Origin of the sequence: Paenibacillus pasadenensis DSM 19293 (genome assembly GCF_000422485.1) — a bacterium.
Classification (GTDB): Bacteria; Bacillota; Bacilli; order Paenibacillales; family Paenibacillaceae; genus Paenibacillus_O; species Paenibacillus_O pasadenensis.
In genome coordinates, this window is sequence record NZ_KE383861.1 from 52,120 (window position 1) to 72,449 (window position 20,330).

Consider the following 20,330-nt stretch of genomic DNA (forward strand, 5'->3'; position numbering starts at 1 on the left):
CCGTTCGGCCTTCCCCTCTCCCGACTTGCTCGGTTTTCCGGCCTGCTCGGCGCCATGCGAAAAGGACCGGCCTCTCCGCCATTCAGCGGAAGGGCCGGTCCTTTTCAGGCCGGGCTCGCAGCTCTCCGTAACTTTAGAGGAGATGCCGCGGAGAGGACGAGCCGTTCGCTCCATGCTTGGAGTCCGTCGCCGTGGCGGAATCCGCCGAGTCGGCTGCGCCTGCAGCGTCGGCGCCGTCCGTTGAAGCCGAGCCATCCGCCGGCTCATCGCCTGCTTCGGCGTCGGCCGGATCGGCGCCGGCCTCCGCGTCAACCGGCCGCTCGGGACGCGGAGGGCGCGGCTTGACCGGCTTGGCGGCCTCGACGTCGTAGTAGGCCTTCAGCTCGGCGGCTTTTTTGACGTTGTCCATGTCCACCTTCGCCTTCGCCAGCTTATCGGCCACCAGCTCCCACGTCGGGGCGGTCTTCTGGACGACGAGGCCGCGAATGGCGTTTTTGACCATGCGGCGCTCCTTGGCGTTGGAGTACGTGTCCTTGTAGCGGCGGACGTCGCTCTCCGGCAGGATCTCGGGGAAGACGCGGCGGAAAATCTCCGCCGTCATGCGCGCGTCGTCGAGCGCTCGGTGCGCCGAGCCCTCGGCCGGAATGCCCAGCTCCTCGAGCGCCTTTTCCACGCTGACGTCGTTGGTCAGTCCGCGCGTGCGCAGATAGATCTTGAGCAGATCGTAGTAGTCCGCCTGGAGCCAGTACGCGTCGTCGAGCTTGTGCATCCTCGTGTCGAGCACGATCCGCTTCAGGTCCTCGCCGCCCCAGGTGACGAACGTGCAGGCCTCGCTGCGGTCCAGCCAGTGCAGGAACGCCCGGATGACGGGCACGAAGCCCTTGGCCGCGTCGATGTCCTCCTGGGGGATGCCGGTCTTCTCGCGGATGAAGCTGTTGAGCTTGGCAAAATAAACCGGGCGGATCAAGGAGCTGAATTCGTCGACCTGACGGAGCGAGCTGTCGAGCCGCACCGCACCGATCTCGATGACCTCCATCGGCTTGTCGCTCGCGAACTTTCTCCCGTTGAACTCGATATCGAGAATGATGTAATCCATCGTAACCCTCCAACAATTAGGTTCCTCCATCATACACGAAAGCGGTACCCGAATGACAGCGGCGGACTCCGCAGACGCTTGCGCGGACGGCCGGACCGGCGACGGCGTCCGCAGGCGCCGCCCGCTGAGTAGGCTTGCCGGGCGGGACGATCTGCTTTACACTAGACTGATAACGATTCTCAATGAAAAGGAGAGACCGCCATGATCCACTCCACCCTGCCGTCCGATCCGCCGCGCGCCGCGCTGGCGCCGATCGACATCGGAGCCTGGACGATCCGGCTGCGGGACGCGGCCGTGCTGCAGGTCGGGCCCGACCTCCCGGGGCTGACGCAGCAGCTGCTCCGCCAGCCCGCGCTGCTCGTGCTGCTGAGCGGCGAGATCCGGCTGGAGCGGGGTGCCGACTCCAGCCGGATGGGCAGCGGCATCGTGTACCTGTGCCCGCCGGAGAGCACGTTCGCGCTCGCCGCCGACGGCGACAGCCGCGGTTCGGCGGCGCTGCTGCGGATCGAGCTGCATGAGCCGGACGCCGCCGTTCCGGGACAGCTGCGTCCGGTCGATGCCGCGACGGTCGCCGCCGCGCTGCCGCGCGAGGTGCGGCTGCCCGCCGCAGCCCAGCTCCAGGATCGCTGCCGCGCGATCTGCGCCGGATTCGGCGGGGAGCGGCCGCTCGGCCGCTTGCGCGCGCAGGCCGACGCGCTCCAGCTGCTGCTGGAGGCGCTCGAGGAGTCCGATCCGGCGGCGGACGAGCCGCTTGAGCCGGTGCGGGCCTACATGGAGGAGCATATGCGCGAGCCGCTGTCGCTGGAGCTGCTCGCCGAGCTGGCCGGCTGCAGCCCGAAGCATTTTGCCGCGCGCTTCAAGAAGGCATACGGCAGCACGCCCCACGAGCATCTGACCCAGCTGCGCCTGGCCAAGGCGAAGCAGCTCATGCTCCGCTCGGAGAGCCGGCTGAAGGATGTCGCCCATGCGGTCGGCTACGAGGACGAGTTCTATTTCAGCCGCCTGTTCAAAAAAGCGCACGGCGTCTCTCCCACCCGCTACATGGAGCAGCGGCGGCAGCGGATCGCGGCCTACGGCAACGCGTCGGCGCTCGGCTATCTGCTGCCGCTCGGCGCGCTGCCGCATGCGGCGCCGATGCATCCAAAATGGATGCGCTATTACCTCGAGCGCTGGGGAACCGACGTGCCGCAGCATCTGAGCTACGGCTTGACGGAGCCGCAGGTGCAGGAGGACCTGGTGCAGCTGGAGCGCCTGCAGCCGGAGCTGACCGTATGCTCGTGCGAGCTGGAAGAGGACGTGCTGCGGCGACTCGCGGCGATCGGGCCGATCGCCCGGCTGCCGGAGGAGCAGCCGGACAGCTGGAGAGGCGGCCTGGCCGACATCGGCCGGCGGCTCGGGCTCGAGGCCGAAGCGGAGCGCTGGACCGCCGCCTTTGACCGGCGCATCATGGCGGCGCGCTCGGCGATCGAGGGAGGCCCGGCGCCTTCCGTGCTGCTCGCGCGCGTGCTGAAGGGCCGGCTGTATCCGCATGGCTCCGAGGGGCTGATGGACTTCGTGCATCGGGAGCTCGGCGTGCGTCGTCCGGCCGCTTCCTGGGAGCATCGCGACGGCGGGACGCCGCTGCCGCTGGAGCGGCTGCGCGATGCCGACATCGACCAGATCTGGCTGCTCGTCTGCCAGGAGTCGGAGACGCTGGAGCATTGGGGGCGGTTCAGCCAGTCCCCGGACTGGCTCGGACTGCCCGCCGTCCGTTCCGGCGGGCTGCGGATGCTGGCCTCGAGCCCTTGGCGCGAGTATTCGCCGATCGCGCTTGACCGCATCCGCGAGGAGACGCTCGCCCTGCTTGGCCGCCAGACGTAGGCCGGCAGCCGCCGGCACCGCCATCTTCGCTTCTCCGAGGCCGTCCGCTCCGCCGTTTTCCGCTCTGCCAAGCGCTTTCGGAGCATTCCGTTCCCGATTGTCCATGCTTTTTCGTCCCTTTGTCTATGGAGGCGAGGAAGACGATCTTTTAAGATAATGAAAGTGAAATTGAGAATCATTATCATAGAAGGTCCATTTCGAAGGGAGTCTGGTTTCACCATGAAAAAAGTTCTGCTCGCCGCCCTGCTGCTGCTTGCGATCGGAGCGCTCGCCGCCTGCGGCAGCTCCGAATCCAATACCGGAGGCTCCGCCTCCAGCCCGTCCCCGTCGGCCGCACCGTCGGCCTCGCCGTCCGCCGAGCCGAGCGCTTCTCCCGAAGCCTCCGGCACGAAAACCGTCACCTACCTCGGCGAGTCGTACGAGCTGCCCGCCTCCACCGAGCGCATCGTCATCACCGGCGCCGTCGAGGCGATGGAGGACTCCATCCTGCTCGACCTGCATCCGGTCGGCGCGATCAGCTTTTCCGGCGCCTTCCCTCCGCTGTTCGCCTCCATCACGGACAAGGCCGAAGCCGTCGGAGAGAAGACGGAGCCGAACTTCGAGAAGATCCTGTCGCTCAAGCCGGACGTCATCCTCGCCTCGACGAAGTTCGATCCGGCCGTCGTCGAGAAGCTGAAGCAGATCGCCACGGTCATCCCGTACTCCCATGTCTCGACCCATTGGGAGGACAACCTCAAGCTGCTCGGCGAGCTGAGCGGCAAGCAGGCGGAAGCGGCCGCCCAGGCCGACGCCTTCAAGGCCGACCTCGAGGCCGCCAAGACGAAGCTCGGCGACAAGCTGAGCGGCCAGAGCGCCGCCATCGTCCGCATCCGCCAAGGCGAAGTGTACGTCTACGGCAAGGATCTGTTCTTCAACCCGGTGCTGTACGACGACCTCGGCTTCCAGCTGCCGGAGGCGATCGCCGCGGCGAAGAAGCAGGAGGTGCTGTCGATCGAGAAGCTGGCCGAGATGAATCCCGACGTGCTGTTCGTGCAGTTCTCCGAGGACGAGAACGGCAAGGCGACGACGGCTCTCGACGAGCTGCAGAAGAACCCGATCTTCCAAAGCCTCGACGCCGTGAAAAACGGCAGCATGCACGTCAACCTCGTGGACCCGCTGGCCCAGGGCGGCACCGCCTACAGCAAAGTCCAGTTCCTCAAGGCCTTCCTGGAAAAGGCCGGCTCCTGACCTGTCCATGAAGCGTTCCCGAATGCTGCCGGCGGCCATCCTCCTGATGGCTCCGGCAGCTGCTTTGCTTCTGGTCGTCTTCTCGGCGCTGTACGGGGCCAAATCGATCGGCGCGGCAGATGTGTGGGCCGCAGTGACGCGCTTCGATCCCGGCAACGTGGACCATCAGATCATCCGCCACTCGCGGCTGCCGCGCGGCCTCGGGGCGCTGCTCGTCGGCGCCTTCCTGGCCGTCTCCGGCGCGCTCATGCAGGGCATCACGCGCAATCCGCTCGCCTCCCCCTCGCTGCTGGGCGTGGCGGACGGCTCCGTGCTCGCCGTGACGATGGCGATGGTGTTCCTTCCCGATCTGAGCGGGACCAGCCTCGTTTTCGTCTCGATGGCGGGCTCCGCGCTCGGGGCGGCGATCGTGTTCGGCATCGCCTCGCTCGTGCCCGGCGGCAGCTCCCCGGTGAAGCTGGCCATCCTCGGCGCGCTGGCCGGCATGTTCCTCGGCGGCGTCGCCGACGCCCTCGCCATGTATTTCCGCATCCCGCAAAAGATCAGCTTCTGGTACAACGCGCGGCTGCATCAGATGGACCCCGAGCTCGTGCAGCTGGCGCTGCCGTTCGCCGTCGTCGGCCTCGCGCTGGCGCTGCTGCTCGCGCGTCCCGTATCGGCGCTCGCCCTCGGCGAGGAGACCGGCGCCAGCCTCGGCCAGAACGTGCGCCGGGTCAAGCTGCTCTCCATGCTCGCCGTCGTGCTGCTCACCGGCACGGCGGTCGCGATCGCCGGCAAGATCGCCTTCATCGGCCTCATCATCCCGCATATCGCGCGCTTCATCGGCGGCAGCGACTACCGCTGGATCATCCCGCTGTCGGCCGTGCTCGGAGCGCTGTTCCTGACGTTCTGCGACCTGCTCTCGCGCTTCATGAACGCGCCGTTCGAGACGCCGATCGGCATCGTCACCGCGCTGTTCGGCGTGCCGTTCTTCCTCTATCTGATCCGGCGAAAGGGGGCGTCCAGCCATGCCTGAGTCCAGCCAGCGGCATCCAGACGAAGGCAACTCCGGCGGCGAGCGCGGCCGCCGGACAGCCTCGCCCCCGCTTGCGGCTGAGCCCGCAGCCGGGTCCGGCTCGCGCCGCGCCTTTGGGCTCGCCCTCGCCGGAGCGGCCGCCGCGATCATGCTGATCGCCCTGCTCGGCGTGACGACGGGCGAGTTCGCGCTGTCCGTGCCGGATGCGCTGCGCACGCTGCTCGGCGGCGCGGCCGATGCCGACGAGCGGCTCGTCGTATTCGGCTTCCGCCTGCCGCGCATCGTGCTCGCCGCGCTCGTCGGCGTGTCGCTCGGAGCGGCCGGAGCCGCCATGCAAAGCCTGACGCGCAACGGACTCGCCGATCCCGGCATCCTCGGCATCAACGCCGGAGCCAGCCTCGCCGTCGTGCTGTTCATGCTCGCGCTGCGGGACATCGTCCAGCTGGAGGGCCTCGCCGCCGTCATGACGATGCCGCTGTACGGCACGGCCGGCGGACTCGCCGCCGGCGCGATCATCTTCGCCCTGGCCCGCTCGCGCGGCAGCCTCGATCCGCAGAAGCTGCTGCTCGTCGGCATCGCCGTCACCTCCGGCTTCGGCGCGGCGACGCTCTACATCTCGCTCAAGATGAACCCGCAGGACTTCGAGCGGGCGGCCGTCTGGCTGTCCGGCAGCCTCAACTCGGCCAACTGGCTGTATGTGCTCGCCGTGCTGCCGTGGGTGCTGCTCCTGCTGCCGGCGCTGTGGGCCAAATCCCGCATGCTCGACCTGATGCGCCTGAGCGACGACACGCTGAGCGGACTCGGCGTCGCCCTGAAGCGGGAGCGCCGCACGCTGCTGCTGCTGAGCGCCGGCCTCGTCGCGGCCAGCGTCGCGGTGAGCGGCAGCATCGGCTTCGTCGGCCTGATCGCGCCGCATATGGCGGCGCGCCTGGCAGGCCTGTCGCATCGGCGCCTCCTGCCGCTGAGCGCCTTGCTCGGCGCGGCGCTCGTCATGGCCGGCGACTATGCCGGCCGCACCGCCTTCTCGCCCTCGGAGCTGCCTGCGGGCATCGTCATCTCGATCATCGGAGCGCCTTATTTCGTCTGGCTGCTGATCCGCCAGAAGACGGCGCGCTAAAAAGGAGACCGTCCATGAAATTCGAATCGATTCCCGCCGGCGGCCGCATGCTGTCCGTCTACCTGCCGCCGTCCTACGCCAGCGGCGGCAGCCGGCGGTATCCCGTCCTCTACGTGCAGGACGACGCCGAGCTGATGGAGCATAGCGTCAACTTCATCGACTCGCTCTACGCCTCCGGCGAGCTGCCGGAGCTGATCGTCGCCGGCGTGCCGTCCGCATGCCGCAACGACGACTACACGCCATGGCCGGCGGAGGCCGTCGCTCCCGGCCGGCCCGGCTTCGGCGGCGCGGGGCGCGCCTACGTCGACGAGCTCGCGGGCCGCATCAAGCCCGCGCTCGACGCGCAGCTGCGCACGATGCCGGAGCCGGAGCATACCGGCATCGGCGGCGGCTCGCTGGGCGGGCTGATTGCCCTGCTTGCCGCTTACTGGCGGCCCGACGCCTTCGGCGCGGCCGCCGCGATCTCCCCCTCGCTCTGGTACGAGGGGGCGCTCGACTACATCCGGCGCGAGCCTGCGCCGGATGCGAGGCTGCGGCTGTACCTGTCGGTCGGCACCGCCGAGGGCAGCCTCAAGACGAACCGCCAGCGCGGCATGGCCGCCTCCGTGCCGGAGGCGGCCCGCATCCTGCTGGCGAAGGGCTTCCCGGCGCAGCGGCTGCGCCTGGAGCTGGAGCCGGGCGGCACGCATGACGCCATGTTCATGGCGCTGCGCTTCCCGGCCGCGCTCCGCTTCCTGTTCGGCGGCGGAGCCGCGCAGCCAGCCGATCCGGCACGGCACGCCGAGGCGGAAGCGGCGGAGCCAGGCGGTCCGGCACGGCACGCCGAGGCGGAAGCGGCAGAGCCAGCCGATCCGGCACGGCACGCCGAGGCGGAAGCGGCAGAGCCAGCCGATCCGGCACGGCACGCCGAGGCGGAAGCGGCGGAGCCAGGCGGTCCGGCACGGCACGCCGAGGCGGAAGCGGCTGCATCCCGCGCCGCGCTGGCCGGATCGGCCGCTGCAGCTCAGAGCGCCTCGGCCATCGCCGCCGCATCCGATCTTCCGGCAGCGGCCTCGCAGACGGACGGGCAGACGGCCGCGCTGCCGTCCCGCTACTCCGTGCCGGGCACGGAATGCTTCCCTCTGACGAGCCGAGCCGGCCTGGAGTACCGCATTTTCGTGCATGTGCCGGTCAAGCCCGCCCCTCCCTCCGGGTATCCGCTGCTGTGCGCCGTCGACGGCAACTCCGTCTTCGGCTCGCTCGCGGAGGCGATGCGGCTGCAGACCCGCCATCCGAAAGGGCTGCCGCCCGGCATCGTCGTCGGCATCGGGTATCCGACCGAAGAGCCGTTCGCGACCGAGCGGCGCTTCGTCGATCTGACGACTCCCGCCGAGATGGAGGGGCTTCGCCCCGACGGCTCGTCCTGGCCCGCGAACGGCGGAGCCGAGGCGTTCCTCGACTTCCTGCAGGCGGAGCTGCTGCCGGAGCTGGAGCGGCGCTATCCGATTGATCCGCGGCGCCGGACGCTGTCCGGCCACTCGCTCGGCGGCTTTTTCTCGCTCTATGCGCTCATCCGCCGTCCGGGGCTGTTCCGTTCGCATGTCGCCGGCAGCCCGTCGCTCTGGTGGAACGAGCGCATGCTGCTGAAGCTGCTCCCCGAGCTGGAGGCCCGCCTGCAGTCGGGCGGCTCGGCGGCGCTGATGCTCGCCATCGGCGGCGAGGAGAAGGGCTCGATGCTGCAGGACACGCGCGAGCTGCGGCGGCGCCTGCTGCCTCTGGCCGAGTCCGGCCGCCTGCGGCTGACTTACGCGGAGTTCGAGGACGAAGGCCATGTGAGCGTGCTGCATCCGCTCCTCAGTCCGATGCTGCGCTTCGCTTTCTTGGACAAATGAGCCGCAGAGGCCAGCCAGCAGCTGCCGGCTGGCCTCTCCTTCGCTTCGCCGGCTAGTTCCACCCTCCGCCCGCCGCCATTCGTCTCCCGGCTGCCCGTCCCGCTTATGCCGCCGTCCGGCTTGCATGACAAGCGGCTTCTCCGGTGCGCGAAGGGCTGCTGACGACGAATCAGATCGTTAGAAGCCCCGAATGGGGCAGCTCCAACATCTAACGACGCGTGAGGAGCTTAGCCATGCAAAACGGCCGAAAAAACGTGCGGAAAGAGGCTAAAGGCTGTTCTAAGCCTCTGACACGTCGTTAGATTTTGGGAGACGCGAAAAAAGCGGTTCTAAGCGTCTGAGGAGTCGTTAGCATCGGATGGAAGGGCAGACGTCTCGCGGAACAGCAGGAAAACGTCTTCTGCAGAAACCGTGAACCGACCCGGGGAGGATCGAGAACGGGCTGGAGAGCCGTCGACTGGCCATTCCCGACAAAGGCTTCCCACAGGTTGACCATGGACAGGGCACTAGCAGCAGCCTATCCGCTTTGATTCTAGGCATTCGTAGAAAGCTTCTCTGGCTGCGGCGCTTCCTAGTGCCATTTTCACCACTAGGAAGCGCGCTTCCCTGGCCTCCACAGATGAAGAGTCGACGATGTACTAGAGCCTAGGAATTTTCCCTTCTTTCGCTCTCCAGCCCCATTCTCCGCACGTTGCACGCCTTCAAGGGACCCTTTCCATCTCTACGTTCTCGTTCTTCGTCGGACAATCCTGTCCATGCAACTGGGGCAATGGCGTGCATACCCAAGCGCATCCATTCTGTCTAAAATGAATTGAGAATGATTTTCAATTAATGCTTTCGCTGCAAATGGGGGATGTCTTTGCTTCAAACACGGCTTCAACAAATAAGGCGGCTTCGAGGAGCCAGCGCTGCCGTCGTCAAAGGCGCTTCCGCTCGTAACGGCGCTTTCGTCCGCAAAGGCGCTTTCGCTCGCAATGCCACTTCCGCTGTCAAAGGCGCGATCGCCCGCAATGCCACTTCCGCTGTCAAAGGCGCGATCGCTCGCAAAAGCGCTTTTGCCGCGCTGCTCGCGATCGCGCTGCTGCTCGGCGGCTGCGCGGCGGGCGCAGGTACGCCGTCCGGCTCCGGCAGAGCGGAGGGCGGCGAAGCTGCCGCTGCCGAGGCGGCCAAGGCCGCTGCCGCTGCCGAAGCGGACGGAGCCGGCCCGGACGCGGCGGGCTGGGCCGGCATCGAGCCGCTGCCGGCCGCCGACGCCGCCGAGGGGCTGCAGCTCAGCCGCGACGCGGTCAAGCAGCTCAAGCAGGCGGCCGAAGCCGGCGACGAGGCGGCATGGCGCGAGCTGGCCGTCCGCCTCGCCGGACTTTGGCTGACGCTCGAGCCCGACTTGAAGAAGCTGGACGAGGCCAAGGCCGAAGCGGCCCAAGCCGACATCGGCCGGCTGCTCCAGCCGGATCCGGCGGCGCCGGAAAGCCCCGTCGACGTGTCGTACCGCCTCTATCAGACGTACCGCGACCTGCAGGAGAAGCTGCAGGGACCGGCGGCTTAAGCCGGCCTTGTGCAGCGCGCCCTCTCCGGCTCTCGCTCCGGAGCCGGACCCTAGCCCAGGCGCAAGCGCCTAAGTCTTCAGCAGGGCCTTTGCCCCGCGTTCGTCCCGTGCTTGCGCCACGCTCGCTCCGCGCCTACGGCACGCTCGCCACGCGCCTGCGCACGCTCGTCCCGCGCCTGCGCACGCTCGTCCCGCGCCTGCGCAACGGCATCGCCGAGTCCGCATCTGCGCTTCGCCCGGATGCTGCTCTGCCGGCCCATTCTCAAGCACCGCCCATTCCACTCGCAGAAAGGTGATCTCCTACCCATGACTCTCGCTCGCAACCGATTCCTCGCCCTCCTCCTGAGCCTCGCTCTCGCGCTCGGGCTGCTCCCGGCCGCAGCCGCCGCAGCGGCTCCAGTCGTCGCGGTCAAGATCAACGGCAGCGCCGCCAGCTTCGGCTCCGTCAAGCCGTCGATCATCGACGGACGCGTCTATTTGCCCGCCGCCGCTTTTGCCGTCAAGCTGAACGCGACGTACCAGGTCGACGCCAAGACGAAGAAGTGGATCGTCAAGCGCGGCACGCGCACGCTCGGCTTCACCCCCGGCAGCGTCAAGGCGACGCTGAACGGCAAAGCCTACACGCTGGCCGCCGTGCCGGTGACGAAGGGCAAGGACGTGCTCGTGCCAGCCGCTTCCCTGTCCGACGCGCTCGGCGTCTGGACGTCGTGGAACGGCTCCGCCAAGACGCTGTCCGTCCTGACGCAGAAGACCGTCAAGCACGCCATGGGCTCCACGACGCTGAAAAGCGTGCCGCAGCGCGTCGTCGTCCTGTTCAACGGCATGGTCGACACGAGCGTCCTGCTCGGCGTGAAGCCGGTCGGCGCCGTCGAGTCGTACCTGCAGCAGCCTTTCTACGAGTACCTGCGTCCAAGCCTGATCGGCGTAAAAGACCTCGGCGACGAGACGCAGCCCAACCTCGAGGCGATCGCCGCCCTCAAGCCGGACCTCATCATCGGCTCCAAGCTGCGCCACGAGAAGATCGACGGCCAGCTGAACAAGATCGCGCCGACCGTCATGACCGAGGATGTCTTCAGCTGGCAGGACAACCTGAAGTTCGCCGCCGACGTGCTGAACAAGCAGGCCAAGGCCGACGCCTTCCTCGCCAAGTGGGCCTCCCGCACCGCCGACTTCAAGAAGCGGATGGGCGCCGACATCGGCAGCACCGAAGTGACCGTCATGCGCATCAACTACAACGGCACGGCGCGCTTCTACCTGGAAGGCTTCGCCTCCAACATCCTGCGCGACCTCGGCTTCAAATTCCCGAAAGCCCAGACCGACGTGACGAAGGACATCTTCAACATTCCGTCCAAGGAGCAGACGCCGCTGCTCGACGCCGACTACATCTTCGACTTCACGGTCGATTGGGACGGAGACGGCGCGATCTACAAGACGCAGAAGGAATGGATCGACAACGCGCTCTGGTCGAACCTGCGCGCCGTCAAGAACAAGAAGTACTACAAGGTCAACGCCGTCAACTGGAACCTCTCCGGCGGTCCGCTCGCGGCCGACAAGATGCTCGACGACCTGTACTTCTACTTCAACATCGACTAGCCCAGCCTCCGGATCAAAAAAAGCCCCGCTTGCCGCGAGCCCGTCCGAAATCGGGCATCGCGGCAAACCGGAGCCCAATGCCGTCCCGCCTCGCGCCGATTCGCGCGGGGCGGGATTTTCCGCGCCATGCGGACGCCGCCCGGACCGATCCCGGCCGGCCCCGCCGCGCGAGACGGCCGCCCGTCCTGATCGGCGCGGCCCCAGAACAGGAGCGATCCCTCACGATGAATTCCACCGGACTGCCCGGCGCCGCGCTCAAGGCCGCCGGGCTGGCAGCCGGCGCGGCGCTGCTGCTGCTCGCCTTCGCCGCCAACATCATGCTCGGCTATACCCGCGTCAGCCTCGACGATGCCTGGGCAGCCGTGACGCGCTACGACGAGACGTCCATGAGCCAGGCCGTCATCCGCCTCACCCGGCTGCCGCGCGCGCTCATCGCCGCGGCCGTCGGCGCAAGCCTCGCCGTGGCCGGCGTCATCATGCAGGCGATCACGCGCAACCCGCTCGCCTCGCCGTCCATTCTCGGCATCAATTCCGGCGCCGCGCTCGCCGTCGTCTTCGCCCTCACCGTGCTCCGCATCGAGAGCCAGACCGGGCTCGCCTGGGCGGCCTTCGGCGGCGCGGCCGCCGCCGCGGCGCTCGTCTACGGGCTGAGCGCCCTCGGCAGCGACAGCCTGTCGCCGCTGCGCATCGTGCTCGCCGGTGCGGCGATGAGCGCGCTGTTCGCCTCCGGCACGCAAGGGCTGCTCGTCCGCAACCAAGCCTCGCTGCAGGACGTGCTGTTCTGGCTCAGCGGCTCCATCGCCGGGCGGCCGCTCGGCATCCTGGCCGCCGTCGCCCCTTATATGCTCGCCAGCATGCTGGCCGCATGGCTGCTGGCGCGCCATCTCAACCTGCTCGCCGCCGGCGAGGAGACGGCCAAGGGCCTCGGCCTGCGCGTCCCGCTCGTCAAGCTCGCGGGCGGCGCCGCGATCGTGCTGCTCGCAGGCGGCTCCGTCGCCGTCGCCGGGCCGATCGGCTTCATCGGCCTCGTCATTCCGGTCGTCGCCCGCTTCTTTTCCGGCCTGGACCACCGCTGGATGGTGCCGTACAGCATGCTGCTCGGCGCGGTGCTGCTGCTGGTCGCCGACGTCGCCGCCCGCTACCTGATCATGCCGCGCGAGCTGCCGGTCGGCGTGCTCACCGCGGCCGTCGGCGCGCCGTTCTTCCTCTATATCGCCCGCAAAAGGAGGCGCATCGCATGAGCCGCCGCAACCGCGTCCGCAAAAGCGCCTGGACATGGCCGCTGCTGCTCGGCGGAGCGCTGCTGCTCTCCGGCTTCGCCTATCTGCTGCTCGGGGAGACGTACATCCGTCCCTCCCTCATGCTGCAGGCTCTAGGCGGCGCGGCAGCCGCCGAGCATGTCGTCATCGTGCGCGAGTTCCGCCTCCCGCGCCTCGTCGTCGGCGCTCTGGCCGGCGCGGCGCTCTCCGTTGCCGGCACGCTGCTGCAGGGCGTGTTCCGCAATCCGCTGGCCGCGCCCGACCTCGTCGGCATCACCGGCGGCGCGGCCGCCGCGGCGGCCGCCTTCCTGACGTTCCGCCCGGCGGAGGTCAGCATCCATTGGCTGCCGGCGGCCGCGATGGCGGGAGCGGCGCTGCTCGCCGCGATCGTCTACGCCGCCGCCTGGAGGAGCGGCGTCGAGCCGGGGCGCCTCATTCTCGTCGGCATCGGCATCGGCGCGCTGTCGTCCGCCTTTACGAGCACGATCCTGCTGCTGAGCTCCGCCTATACCGCCACCGACGCGTACATCTGGCTTAGCGGCACCGTCTACGGCACGTCGTGGCAGCATGTGCTGACGCTGCTCCCGTGGACCGTCCTGTTCCTGCTGCTCGCCCTGCGCAGCGTCCGCACGCTGAACGTGCTCATGCTGTCCGACGAGTCGGCCGCCGGCGTCGGCAGCCATGTCGAGCGCAGCCGCAGGGGACTGATCGCGATCAGCGTCGGCCTGGCGGGCTCGGCGGTGGCAATCGGCGGCTCGATCGGCTTCGTCGGCCTCATCGGCCCGCATCTGGCCCGTCAGCTCGTCGGCCCGTCCGCCTCGCGGCTGCTGCCGACGGCGGCGCTCTGCGGCAGCCTCATCGTCGTGCTCGCCGATCTCGTCGCGCGCACCGCCTTCCTGCCCTACGACGTGCCCGTCGGCGTCTTCACCTCCGCGGTCGGCGCGCCGTTCTTCCTATATCTGCTGTATCGCAACCGGCGGACCGGCCGATGATTCCGCTCCAAAAAAAGGGACGAAGCGAGTTGTCGCTTCGTCCCTTGCCCGTTCGTCGGTCGGCACGCGGCTCGTTCGTCGGTCGGGACGCGGCTCGTTCGTCCGTCGGTACGCGGCTCGTTCGTCCGTCGGTACGCGGCTCGTTCGTCCGTCGATGCGCCGCTCGCCGCTTGTCCGTCCGCTCGTCCGCCCGTTCACTCGTCGATCCGCTCGTCCGTCCCTTGCCCGTCCGTTCTTCCGCTGCGCCCCGCCCTCAAAGAGGGCGGTCGTCCCGCTCCAGATCGACGACCAGATGCGGGCATCTCCGCTGCAGCTCCTCGACGAAGCGCTCCCTGTCGCGCGGCGCGATCGGGTACCGGTCGTACGGCCCCGCCGCCAGCTCGAGCCGCCGCAGGGCAAAGAGTCCGATCGGCCAAGCTGATGCAGGCTGGAGATGCAGCAGCTTGCGATAAGGAAGACGCTTGACGATCGGTCCGATCTGGAGCACCAGCTCGTCCTCCTCCAGACGATAGGACGTGCCGAGCCAGATCCAGGCGAGCAGCCCTGCGGTCAGCAGCACGGCGGTCGCCACGGCCTTGGAAGCCGGGCCTCCGCCCTCGGTCCAGCCGATCCAGCCTCCGAGCAGCAGCAGCGCGATCGCCAGCCAGCTCGCGCAGGCCGGGCCGAGCTCTCTTTTTGGCATAAATTTCATCGAACTTCCCTTCCGCTCCTTATCCGTAAAATATTACCATAACCAGATTTTGATTGTACCATAGGACCGAGAGCAGCGGGCAAAGATCTTTTTGAAAAACTTTCTCAAAAGGACTTGATAACAATAATCATTATTGAGTATAGTAAGGAAAGCGAAACGAAAAAGACAGCCGCTGGCACGGCTGCCTGATGAAGAAGATGGTATCGGGTTATTTCGCTTCAAAGGTTTTGCAGTCGGTTTCTTCGGAGTTGCTCGCTTGTCCACGGTTGCTGGTCACATAAATGGACGATGCGTTGCATTTGTTGCCGGAAGCCCAGTTTTTGCAGCTATCCACTTCGCACAGTACGTCTTTAGCCATGAGGTTCACCTCCTGTAGCGTGGATGGCCGTTCCCTTGCATCGATTCAAGCTCGTCCGGAATTGGATTCCGCGCGGGCTTTTCCTCGTTCCAATGGACCGGTGTCCCTTCCATCATAGTCCAACTCGCGGCATCGCGCAAGGCCGCTTCGTTTCCCGCGTCAAAAAAAGCCGAAGCCCTCCCGGGGCTTCGGCTTTTTTTGGCGGGCGCGGAGGCAGCAGGCAGCCGGGGCCGGCCAGCCGCTCCAGCGGCCGTTGACGAGCGTGAGCCTGGTGCCGCCGCGCAAAGCGCCGCTTAGGAGGACAGGAACGGATACACGAGCCTGCGGATCTGATAGATCGGAAAATCGAGCACGACGGTCGTGCCCTTCCCCGGCTCGCTCTCGAACCGGATCTGGCTGCCGTGGGCGTCCATGATGCGCTTGACGATCGCGAGGCCGAGGCCGCTCCCGCCTTTTTTGGTCGTGTGGAAAAGCTCCCCGAGGCGCGCCAGCTGATCCTCGCCCATGCCTTCGCCGGTGTCGGCGATCTCGATGCGCTGGCGGCCGTTCCCGGCGCGCAGCCGGACCTCGATGAAGCCGCCCTGCGGCATCGCCTCGGCGGCGTTGCGGAGCACGTTCAGCAGCACCTGCTTGATCTGGTTGCGGTCGCCGTAGACGAGCTCGGCTCCGCCATAGTCCCTTTTGATCCGGATGCCTTCCTGCTTGAACTGGAACTCCATCATCTGCAATGTCTCTTCGACGATCGCGTCGGCCGGCTCCGGCCGGAGCTGCGGCGCCTTTTGCTGGCCGAGCGCCATGAAGTCGGTGACGATCAGCCCGATCCGGTCCAGCTCGCTCAGGATCAGCTCGTAGTGCTCGCGCTTGATCCGGTCGGCGGTGAACTGCAGCATGCCGCGGATGACCGTCAGCGGATTGCGGATCTCATGGGCGATGCCGACCGCGATCTGTCCGGCGAGCACCAGCTTCTCGGAGCCGTGCAGCATGTCGTCGGCGCGCTTGGCGTCGGTCATGTCGCGCAGCATCGCGACGATGAACAGCAGCCGTCCGTCCTCCTCGGTCACCGGCAGGAAGTCGCCCATGTAGTGCCGCTGGCCATCCTTGCTTTTCTCCTTGATCGCGCAGGCGAGGACGGGCTCGGTCCCCTGCTGCACGATCATCTCGCGAAGGGAGGGGCCGATGATCGGCAGCTCCTCGCAGCGATCCCCCTCGGCCGGGCGCTCCAGCTCCATCAGCTCCACGCTGCGGGCGTTCATCGAGACGATGCTGCCCGCAGCGTCCACCAGCACGACGCCGTAGTACGGCGTCTGCAGCAGCGCCTGGGTCAGGATCGCCTGGCGGGCGTTCTGGCGCCGCAGCTCCAGCTCCCGCTCCATCGAGGCGGTCATCGAGCGGAGCAGCGCCATCAGATGGGGATGCACGCTGTCCGCCTGCAGCATGAAGCTGATGCCGCCCCACGGACGCTCGGGATGCTCGCGCAGGTACAGCGGCGCGCTCAGGCAGGCGGTGTCATGGAGCGGCTCGTGGTAATGGTCTGTCCCGACGAGCTGTGCCGGACGTCCAGTCTCCATGCAGGCGGCGATGGAGCTTGGCCACATGTCGCGCGTATAGCCGACTCCCGGGAGGATGCCGTATTTGCAGCCGAGCAGCTCCTCCATCGACTCGTTGCCGCAAAAGCCGAGCAGATGCCCCTCCGAGTCGTTGACCGCGATCAGAATCGGGTCATCGGGAGCCGACTCCAGCAGCTCCTCGGTGAGGGACCGGCATATATCGAGCAGCTCCGCGTAGCGCTCCTGCTGCTCCCGCAGCCGCTGCGGCGAGTAGCGCTGGCGGAACTGCGGCATGACGGAAGGGTCCATGCCGGCGTCCCGGCAAGAGCGCTTCCATTGTTCAAGGGTATTCATCGCATTCTCCTGTAGCGGCGGAGCAGCCGCCCCGCCGATTCATCTTCAATACGATAACCATATCACATTTTATCGCTTCCACGGAGATAAATTAATCGCCATTGCCGTGCGAGAGCAAACGCTTGCTCAGCAGCGGCGCAGCCGGGATTCGAGGGCATGGAGAAGGATCCCGGGAGCGGGAGGGCGGGCGGAAAAGCGCGCAAAGAAAAAAGCCCGGCACGAAGCCGGGCTAGGACGTGTTGGCAAACCCGCTCAGGGGCATCTATCACCGCTTTTTGCCCCCTGCTTGGTCACGCAGGCTCGATGTACCCCCGGTACGCCTTCGCCTCCGTTCCTCGCAGGGACCAAAAATTCGGCCCTATCGGCTTCCTTCAGAGGTTGCAAACACGCCCTTGGGGCTGGAAGGCGACCGACGGTCCGGACCGCGCTCCGGGGCGGCATGCCCCGGACCTCGCCGCGGATGGCGTCAAGGCAGCGCGAGCTTGCCCATGACCGCGGCGCGGGAAGCTCCCGTCACGGAGGGAAGGCTGTTCGGGATGCCGAGCAGGAAATGGTAGCCGAGCATCGCGAACAGCACCGCTTCCTTGGCGTCGCCCGGGATGCCGAGCTCGCCGGAGTCGATGACGCGCTGCTCCGGCAGCCGCTCCGCGAGCATGCGCATGAGCGTACGGTTGCGCGCGCCGCCGCCGCTGACGATGACCTCGTCGATGCGGACTTGCGGCAGGACGAAGCGGCGCAGGGCGCCTTCGATCGAGCGCGCGGTCAGCGCGGTCACCGTCGCGGCCGTATCGGCCGCGGACAGTCCGAGCGATGCGGCGCGGGCCAGCAGCTCGGCGGCATAGTCGGAGCCGAACAGCTCGCGGCCGGTCGACTTGGGCGGCGGCTGGAGGAAGTACGGATGCGCCAGCAGCTCGGCGAGCAGTCCTTCAGACGGCGCGCCTTGAGCCGCCAGCGCTCCGTCTGCGTCGTAGGCGAGGCGGCCGTCCGTCAGCCGCTGCACGACCCGGTCGATGACCATGTTGCCCGGTCCGGTGTCGAAGCCGGCGACGTCGTCCGGACCGGCTCCGGCCGGCAGCACGGTGCAGTTGCCGATGCCGCCGATGTTCTGCAGCAGGCGCCCGCGCTGGGGATGGCGCAGCAGCACGAGATCGCCGTACGGCACGAGCGGCGCTCCTTGGCCGCCGAGGGCCATGTCGGCCGGGCGGAAGTCGCCGACCGCCGGCACGCCGGCGCGGGCGGCCAGCACGGACAGGTCGCCCAGCTGCAGCGTGGACGGCGCCAGGAACGGCGAGCCGGCCGGCGGCTCCGGCATATGCCAGACGGTCTGGCCGTGGGAGCTGACGAAGTCGATGTCGGCCATCGCGAGCCCGGCCTCGTCTGCGGCGGCGCGCGCCGCTTCCGCGAAGCGGCCGCCGAGCCAGGCGTTCATGCCGCACAGGTCCTGCACGTCGGCCGCTCCCGGCTCGCACAGCCGCCGCAGCGCCTCGCGCAGCGGCTCGTCGTACGGCTGCGTATGGAAATGCAGCAGCTGCGCGGTCGTATCCAGCCCCTCGCCCTCGAAGCGGACGACCGCCGCGTCCACGCCGTCGAGCGACGTGCCGGACATGAGGCCGACGGCGAGCGCGTAAGGCCTGCGGGGGCGCCAGCTCAGCATGGCGCGCCCTCCCCGCCGCCTGCGGCTGCGGGCAAGGCGCGGCGCGCGAGCAGCACCGCGCCGCTCGCCGCATCGCGGCTCGCCGCCGTCAGGCGCAGCTGCGGCAGCCGCTCGGCGAGCCGCTCCGCGAAGGCGTCCCGCACCGGCGCGCAGCGCAGCAGCACGCTGCCGAGCGGCGCCAGCTCGCCGCGACCGAGCCCGAGGCGGACCGCGACCGCTTCGGCGAGCTCGGCGAGCGCGCCGGCCGCGCGGCGGGCGATGCCGAGCGCCGCCGCGTCGCCCGCCTCGCAGGCGGGCTGCAGCAGCGGCGCGAGCGCGGCGACGGAGCTTTTGGGACGCGCGGGGTCGTACACCCAGCGTACGAGCTCCGGCAGGCTGCCCGGCTCCAGGCCGAGCTGGCGGAACACGGGCTCGGCCAGCGCCGTCGGCCGCGAGCGCCCGTCGGCGGCGCGCACGATCGCGGCGAGCATGTCGCGGCCGATCGCGTAGCCGCTGCCCTCGTCATCGATCAGATGGCCGAAGCCGCCGGCGCGATGCGTCTCTCCGGCCTCGCTCCGGCCATAGGCGATCGAGCCCGTCCCGGCGATCAGCGCGATGCCGGGACGGCCCTCCAGCGCGCCGGCGAGCGCCGTCTCCTGATCGCCGGCAAGCGTCAGCTCGCCGCGGAACGCCAGCGCCGCCAGCGCGCCGGTCAGGCGCTCCCGCGCCTGCGGGTTGCTGATGCCGGCCGCGCCGACGGCGAGCGAGACGCAGCCCGCGAGCGGCAGTCCGCGGCGTCCCAGCTCGCGCGCCGCCTCCGCGAGCGCCTCCTCGGCCGCGCCTGCGCGCTCGCCGTTGATGTTGAGCGCTCCGACCTCGAAGCGCGCCAGCTCCGTTCCGGCCGCATCCTCCGCGCATACGGTCGTGCGCGTGCCGCCGCCGTCCAGCCCCAGCCAGTAGTCCATGTCTGCCCCTCCCTCTCCGCCGCCCGGCGCGCCGCGCCGGGGCGAAAGCTCCGTTCTAATACAGGTGGTACGCCGCCTTGCGCGCGGCGAACGCCTCGCTGTCCGCGGCGAACCGCTCCAGCAGCGCGTCTGCGTCCGCGGCGCTCTGCATGCCGCGGTACAGGTCTCCGCCGGCCAGCAGGTCGATGAACGGCCGGCCGCCCTCGCGGTACGGAGCGAGGAACTCCGCCTCCGGGAACATCGAGCGCACGGCGAGCAGCAGCCGCACGCCGACCTCGAGCGGACGCACCGCGTCCGTGTCCGTCACATGCACCTGCACGCCGCGGCACAGCGCGCCGGCATGCTTGGACGAGCTCGGCTGGAAGTAGGACGGCCGGAACCGGACGCCCGGCAGCAGCAGCGCGTTCATCTCGGCCGCGAGCCGCTCGGCGTCGACGAACGGCGCGCCGATCTGCTCGAATGGCGCGGCCGTGCCGCGTCCCTCGGACAGGTTCGTGCCCTCGAACAGGCAGGTGCCCGGATAGAGCAGCGCCGTCTCCCAGCGCGGGATGTTCAGCGAAGGCGCGATCCACGGGCGGCCGAGCGCCGGGAAGCGCGCTTCGCGGGACCAGCCGCGGCAGCTCACGACGTACAGCTCCGCGCCCCAGCCCTGCTCGGCGTTGGCCATGACGGCCAGCTCGCCGGCCGTCAGGCCGTAGCGCACCGGCAGCGGATAATCGCCGACGAAGGAGCTGTAGGCCCGGTCGAGCAGCCCGCCCTCGAGCGTGACGCCGTCGAGCGGATTCGGCCGGTCGAGCACGACGAACGGAATGCCCGCCGCCGCGCAGTCCTGCATCGCGTACAGCATCGTGTAGACGTAGGTGTAATACCGCGTGCCGATGTCCTGGATATCATAGACCAGCACATCGATCTTCTCCAGCATGTCCGGCGTCATCCGCTTGGAGTCCTTGCGGTACAGGCTGTATACCGGCACGCCCGTCCGCTCGTCGATGTAGGTGTCGACCAGCCCCCCGGCGGCGATGTCGCCGCGCACGCCGTGCTCCGGCGAGAACATCGCCGCGAGCCCGAAGCGCTCCTGCAGCACGTCGATCGTCGACCGCCACTCGGCGTCGATGCCGGTCGGGCCGGTAATGAGCCCGATCCGCCGTCCTTGCAGCACCGGAGCGGCCTCGCCGATCCGGTCGATCCCGAATTCAACCGCCATGA

General features: G+C 68.5%; 16 protein-coding genes. 9 read left to right on the plus strand and 7 right to left on the minus strand.

The window, feature by feature from the left end; translation table 11 throughout:
* Positions 1–133: 133 nt before the first annotated feature.
* Positions 134–1,096 (minus strand): 3'-5' exonuclease, encoded by a 963-nt coding sequence (locus tag H582_RS29510; RefSeq protein WP_084137595.1) that lies wholly within the window; start codon positions 1,094–1,096, stop codon positions 134–136.
* A gap of 201 nt (positions 1,097–1,297) precedes the next feature.
* On the opposite strand from H582_RS29510, the gene H582_RS0124575 reads away from it, so the two are divergent.
* The 9 genes from H582_RS0124575 (at position 1,298) to H582_RS0124615 (ending at position 13,576) form a co-directional block, all read left to right on the plus strand.
* Complete coding sequence (locus H582_RS0124575) at positions 1,298–2,956, plus strand: helix-turn-helix domain-containing protein (protein WP_028600660.1); 1,659 nt, start codon at positions 1,298–1,300, stop codon at positions 2,954–2,956.
* Positions 2,957–3,175: 219 nt separating this feature from the next.
* Positions 3,176–4,183: an ABC transporter substrate-binding protein gene (locus H582_RS0124580; RefSeq protein WP_028600661.1), complete on the plus strand. Its 1,008-nt coding sequence runs from the start codon at positions 3,176–3,178 to the stop codon at positions 4,181–4,183.
* Between the two features lie 7 nt (positions 4,184–4,190).
* Positions 4,191–5,198 (plus strand): FecCD family ABC transporter permease, encoded by a 1,008-nt coding sequence (locus tag H582_RS0124585; RefSeq protein WP_028600662.1) that lies wholly within the window; start codon positions 4,191–4,193, stop codon positions 5,196–5,198.
* Entirely contained in the window at positions 5,191–6,315 is a 1,125-nt protein-coding gene (locus tag H582_RS29515; RefSeq protein ID WP_084137596.1) for a FecCD family ABC transporter permease, read from the plus strand. Before H582_RS0124585 ends, H582_RS29515 begins: the two co-directional genes overlap by 8 nt.
* A 14-nt stretch (positions 6,316–6,329) precedes the next feature.
* Positions 6,330–8,186: an alpha/beta hydrolase gene (locus H582_RS30580; protein WP_028600663.1), complete on the plus strand. Its 1,857-nt coding sequence runs from the start codon at positions 6,330–6,332 to the stop codon at positions 8,184–8,186.
* A gap of 859 nt (positions 8,187–9,045) precedes the next feature.
* Entirely contained in the window at positions 9,046–9,732 is a 687-nt protein-coding gene (locus H582_RS29530) for a hypothetical protein (protein WP_043112042.1), read from the plus strand.
* A 306-nt stretch (positions 9,733–10,038) separates the two neighbouring features.
* Positions 10,039–11,325 (plus strand): ABC transporter substrate-binding protein, encoded by a 1,287-nt coding sequence (locus H582_RS29535; protein WP_052333644.1) that lies wholly within the window; start codon positions 10,039–10,041, stop codon positions 11,323–11,325.
* A gap of 224 nt (positions 11,326–11,549) precedes the next feature.
* Positions 11,550–12,566, plus strand: coding sequence for a FecCD family ABC transporter permease (locus H582_RS0124610; RefSeq protein ID WP_028600664.1), 1,017 nt, complete (start codon positions 11,550–11,552; stop codon positions 12,564–12,566).
* Entirely contained in the window at positions 12,563–13,576 is a 1,014-nt protein-coding gene (locus H582_RS0124615) for a FecCD family ABC transporter permease (protein ID WP_028600665.1), read from the plus strand. The genes H582_RS0124610 and H582_RS0124615 overlap by 4 nt, the downstream gene beginning before the upstream one ends.
* Before the next feature lie 253 nt (positions 13,577–13,829).
* On the opposite strand, the gene H582_RS0124620 is transcribed toward H582_RS0124615, so the two are convergent.
* From H582_RS0124620 to H582_RS0124640, 6 genes are all read right to left on the minus strand, one after another.
* Complete coding sequence (locus H582_RS0124620) at positions 13,830–14,267, minus strand: PH domain-containing protein (RefSeq protein ID WP_028600666.1); 438 nt, start codon at positions 14,265–14,267, stop codon at positions 13,830–13,832.
* 208 nt (positions 14,268–14,475) lie between these two features.
* Positions 14,476–14,625: a DUF1540 domain-containing protein gene (locus H582_RS31500; RefSeq protein ID WP_084137598.1), complete on the minus strand. Its 150-nt coding sequence runs from the start codon at positions 14,623–14,625 to the stop codon at positions 14,476–14,478.
* 293 nt (positions 14,626–14,918) lie between these two features.
* Positions 14,919–16,526, minus strand: coding sequence for an ATP-binding protein (locus H582_RS29540; protein WP_084137599.1), 1,608 nt, complete (start codon positions 16,524–16,526; stop codon positions 14,919–14,921).
* A 466-nt stretch (positions 16,527–16,992) separates the two neighbouring features.
* Complete coding sequence (locus tag H582_RS0124630; protein WP_028600667.1) at positions 16,993–18,180, minus strand: anhydro-N-acetylmuramic acid kinase; 1,188 nt, start codon at positions 18,178–18,180, stop codon at positions 16,993–16,995.
* A complete protein-coding gene (locus H582_RS29545; protein ID WP_052333646.1) occupies positions 18,174–19,124 on the minus strand; it encodes an N-acetylglucosamine kinase in 951 nt (316 codons plus the stop codon). Before H582_RS29545 ends, H582_RS0124630 begins: the two co-directional genes overlap by 7 nt.
* Before the next feature lie 55 nt (positions 19,125–19,179).
* Positions 19,180–20,328, minus strand: coding sequence for an exo-beta-N-acetylmuramidase NamZ family protein (locus H582_RS0124640; protein WP_043112044.1), 1,149 nt, complete (start codon positions 20,326–20,328; stop codon positions 19,180–19,182).
* Between the last annotated feature and the right edge of the window lie 2 nt (positions 20,329–20,330).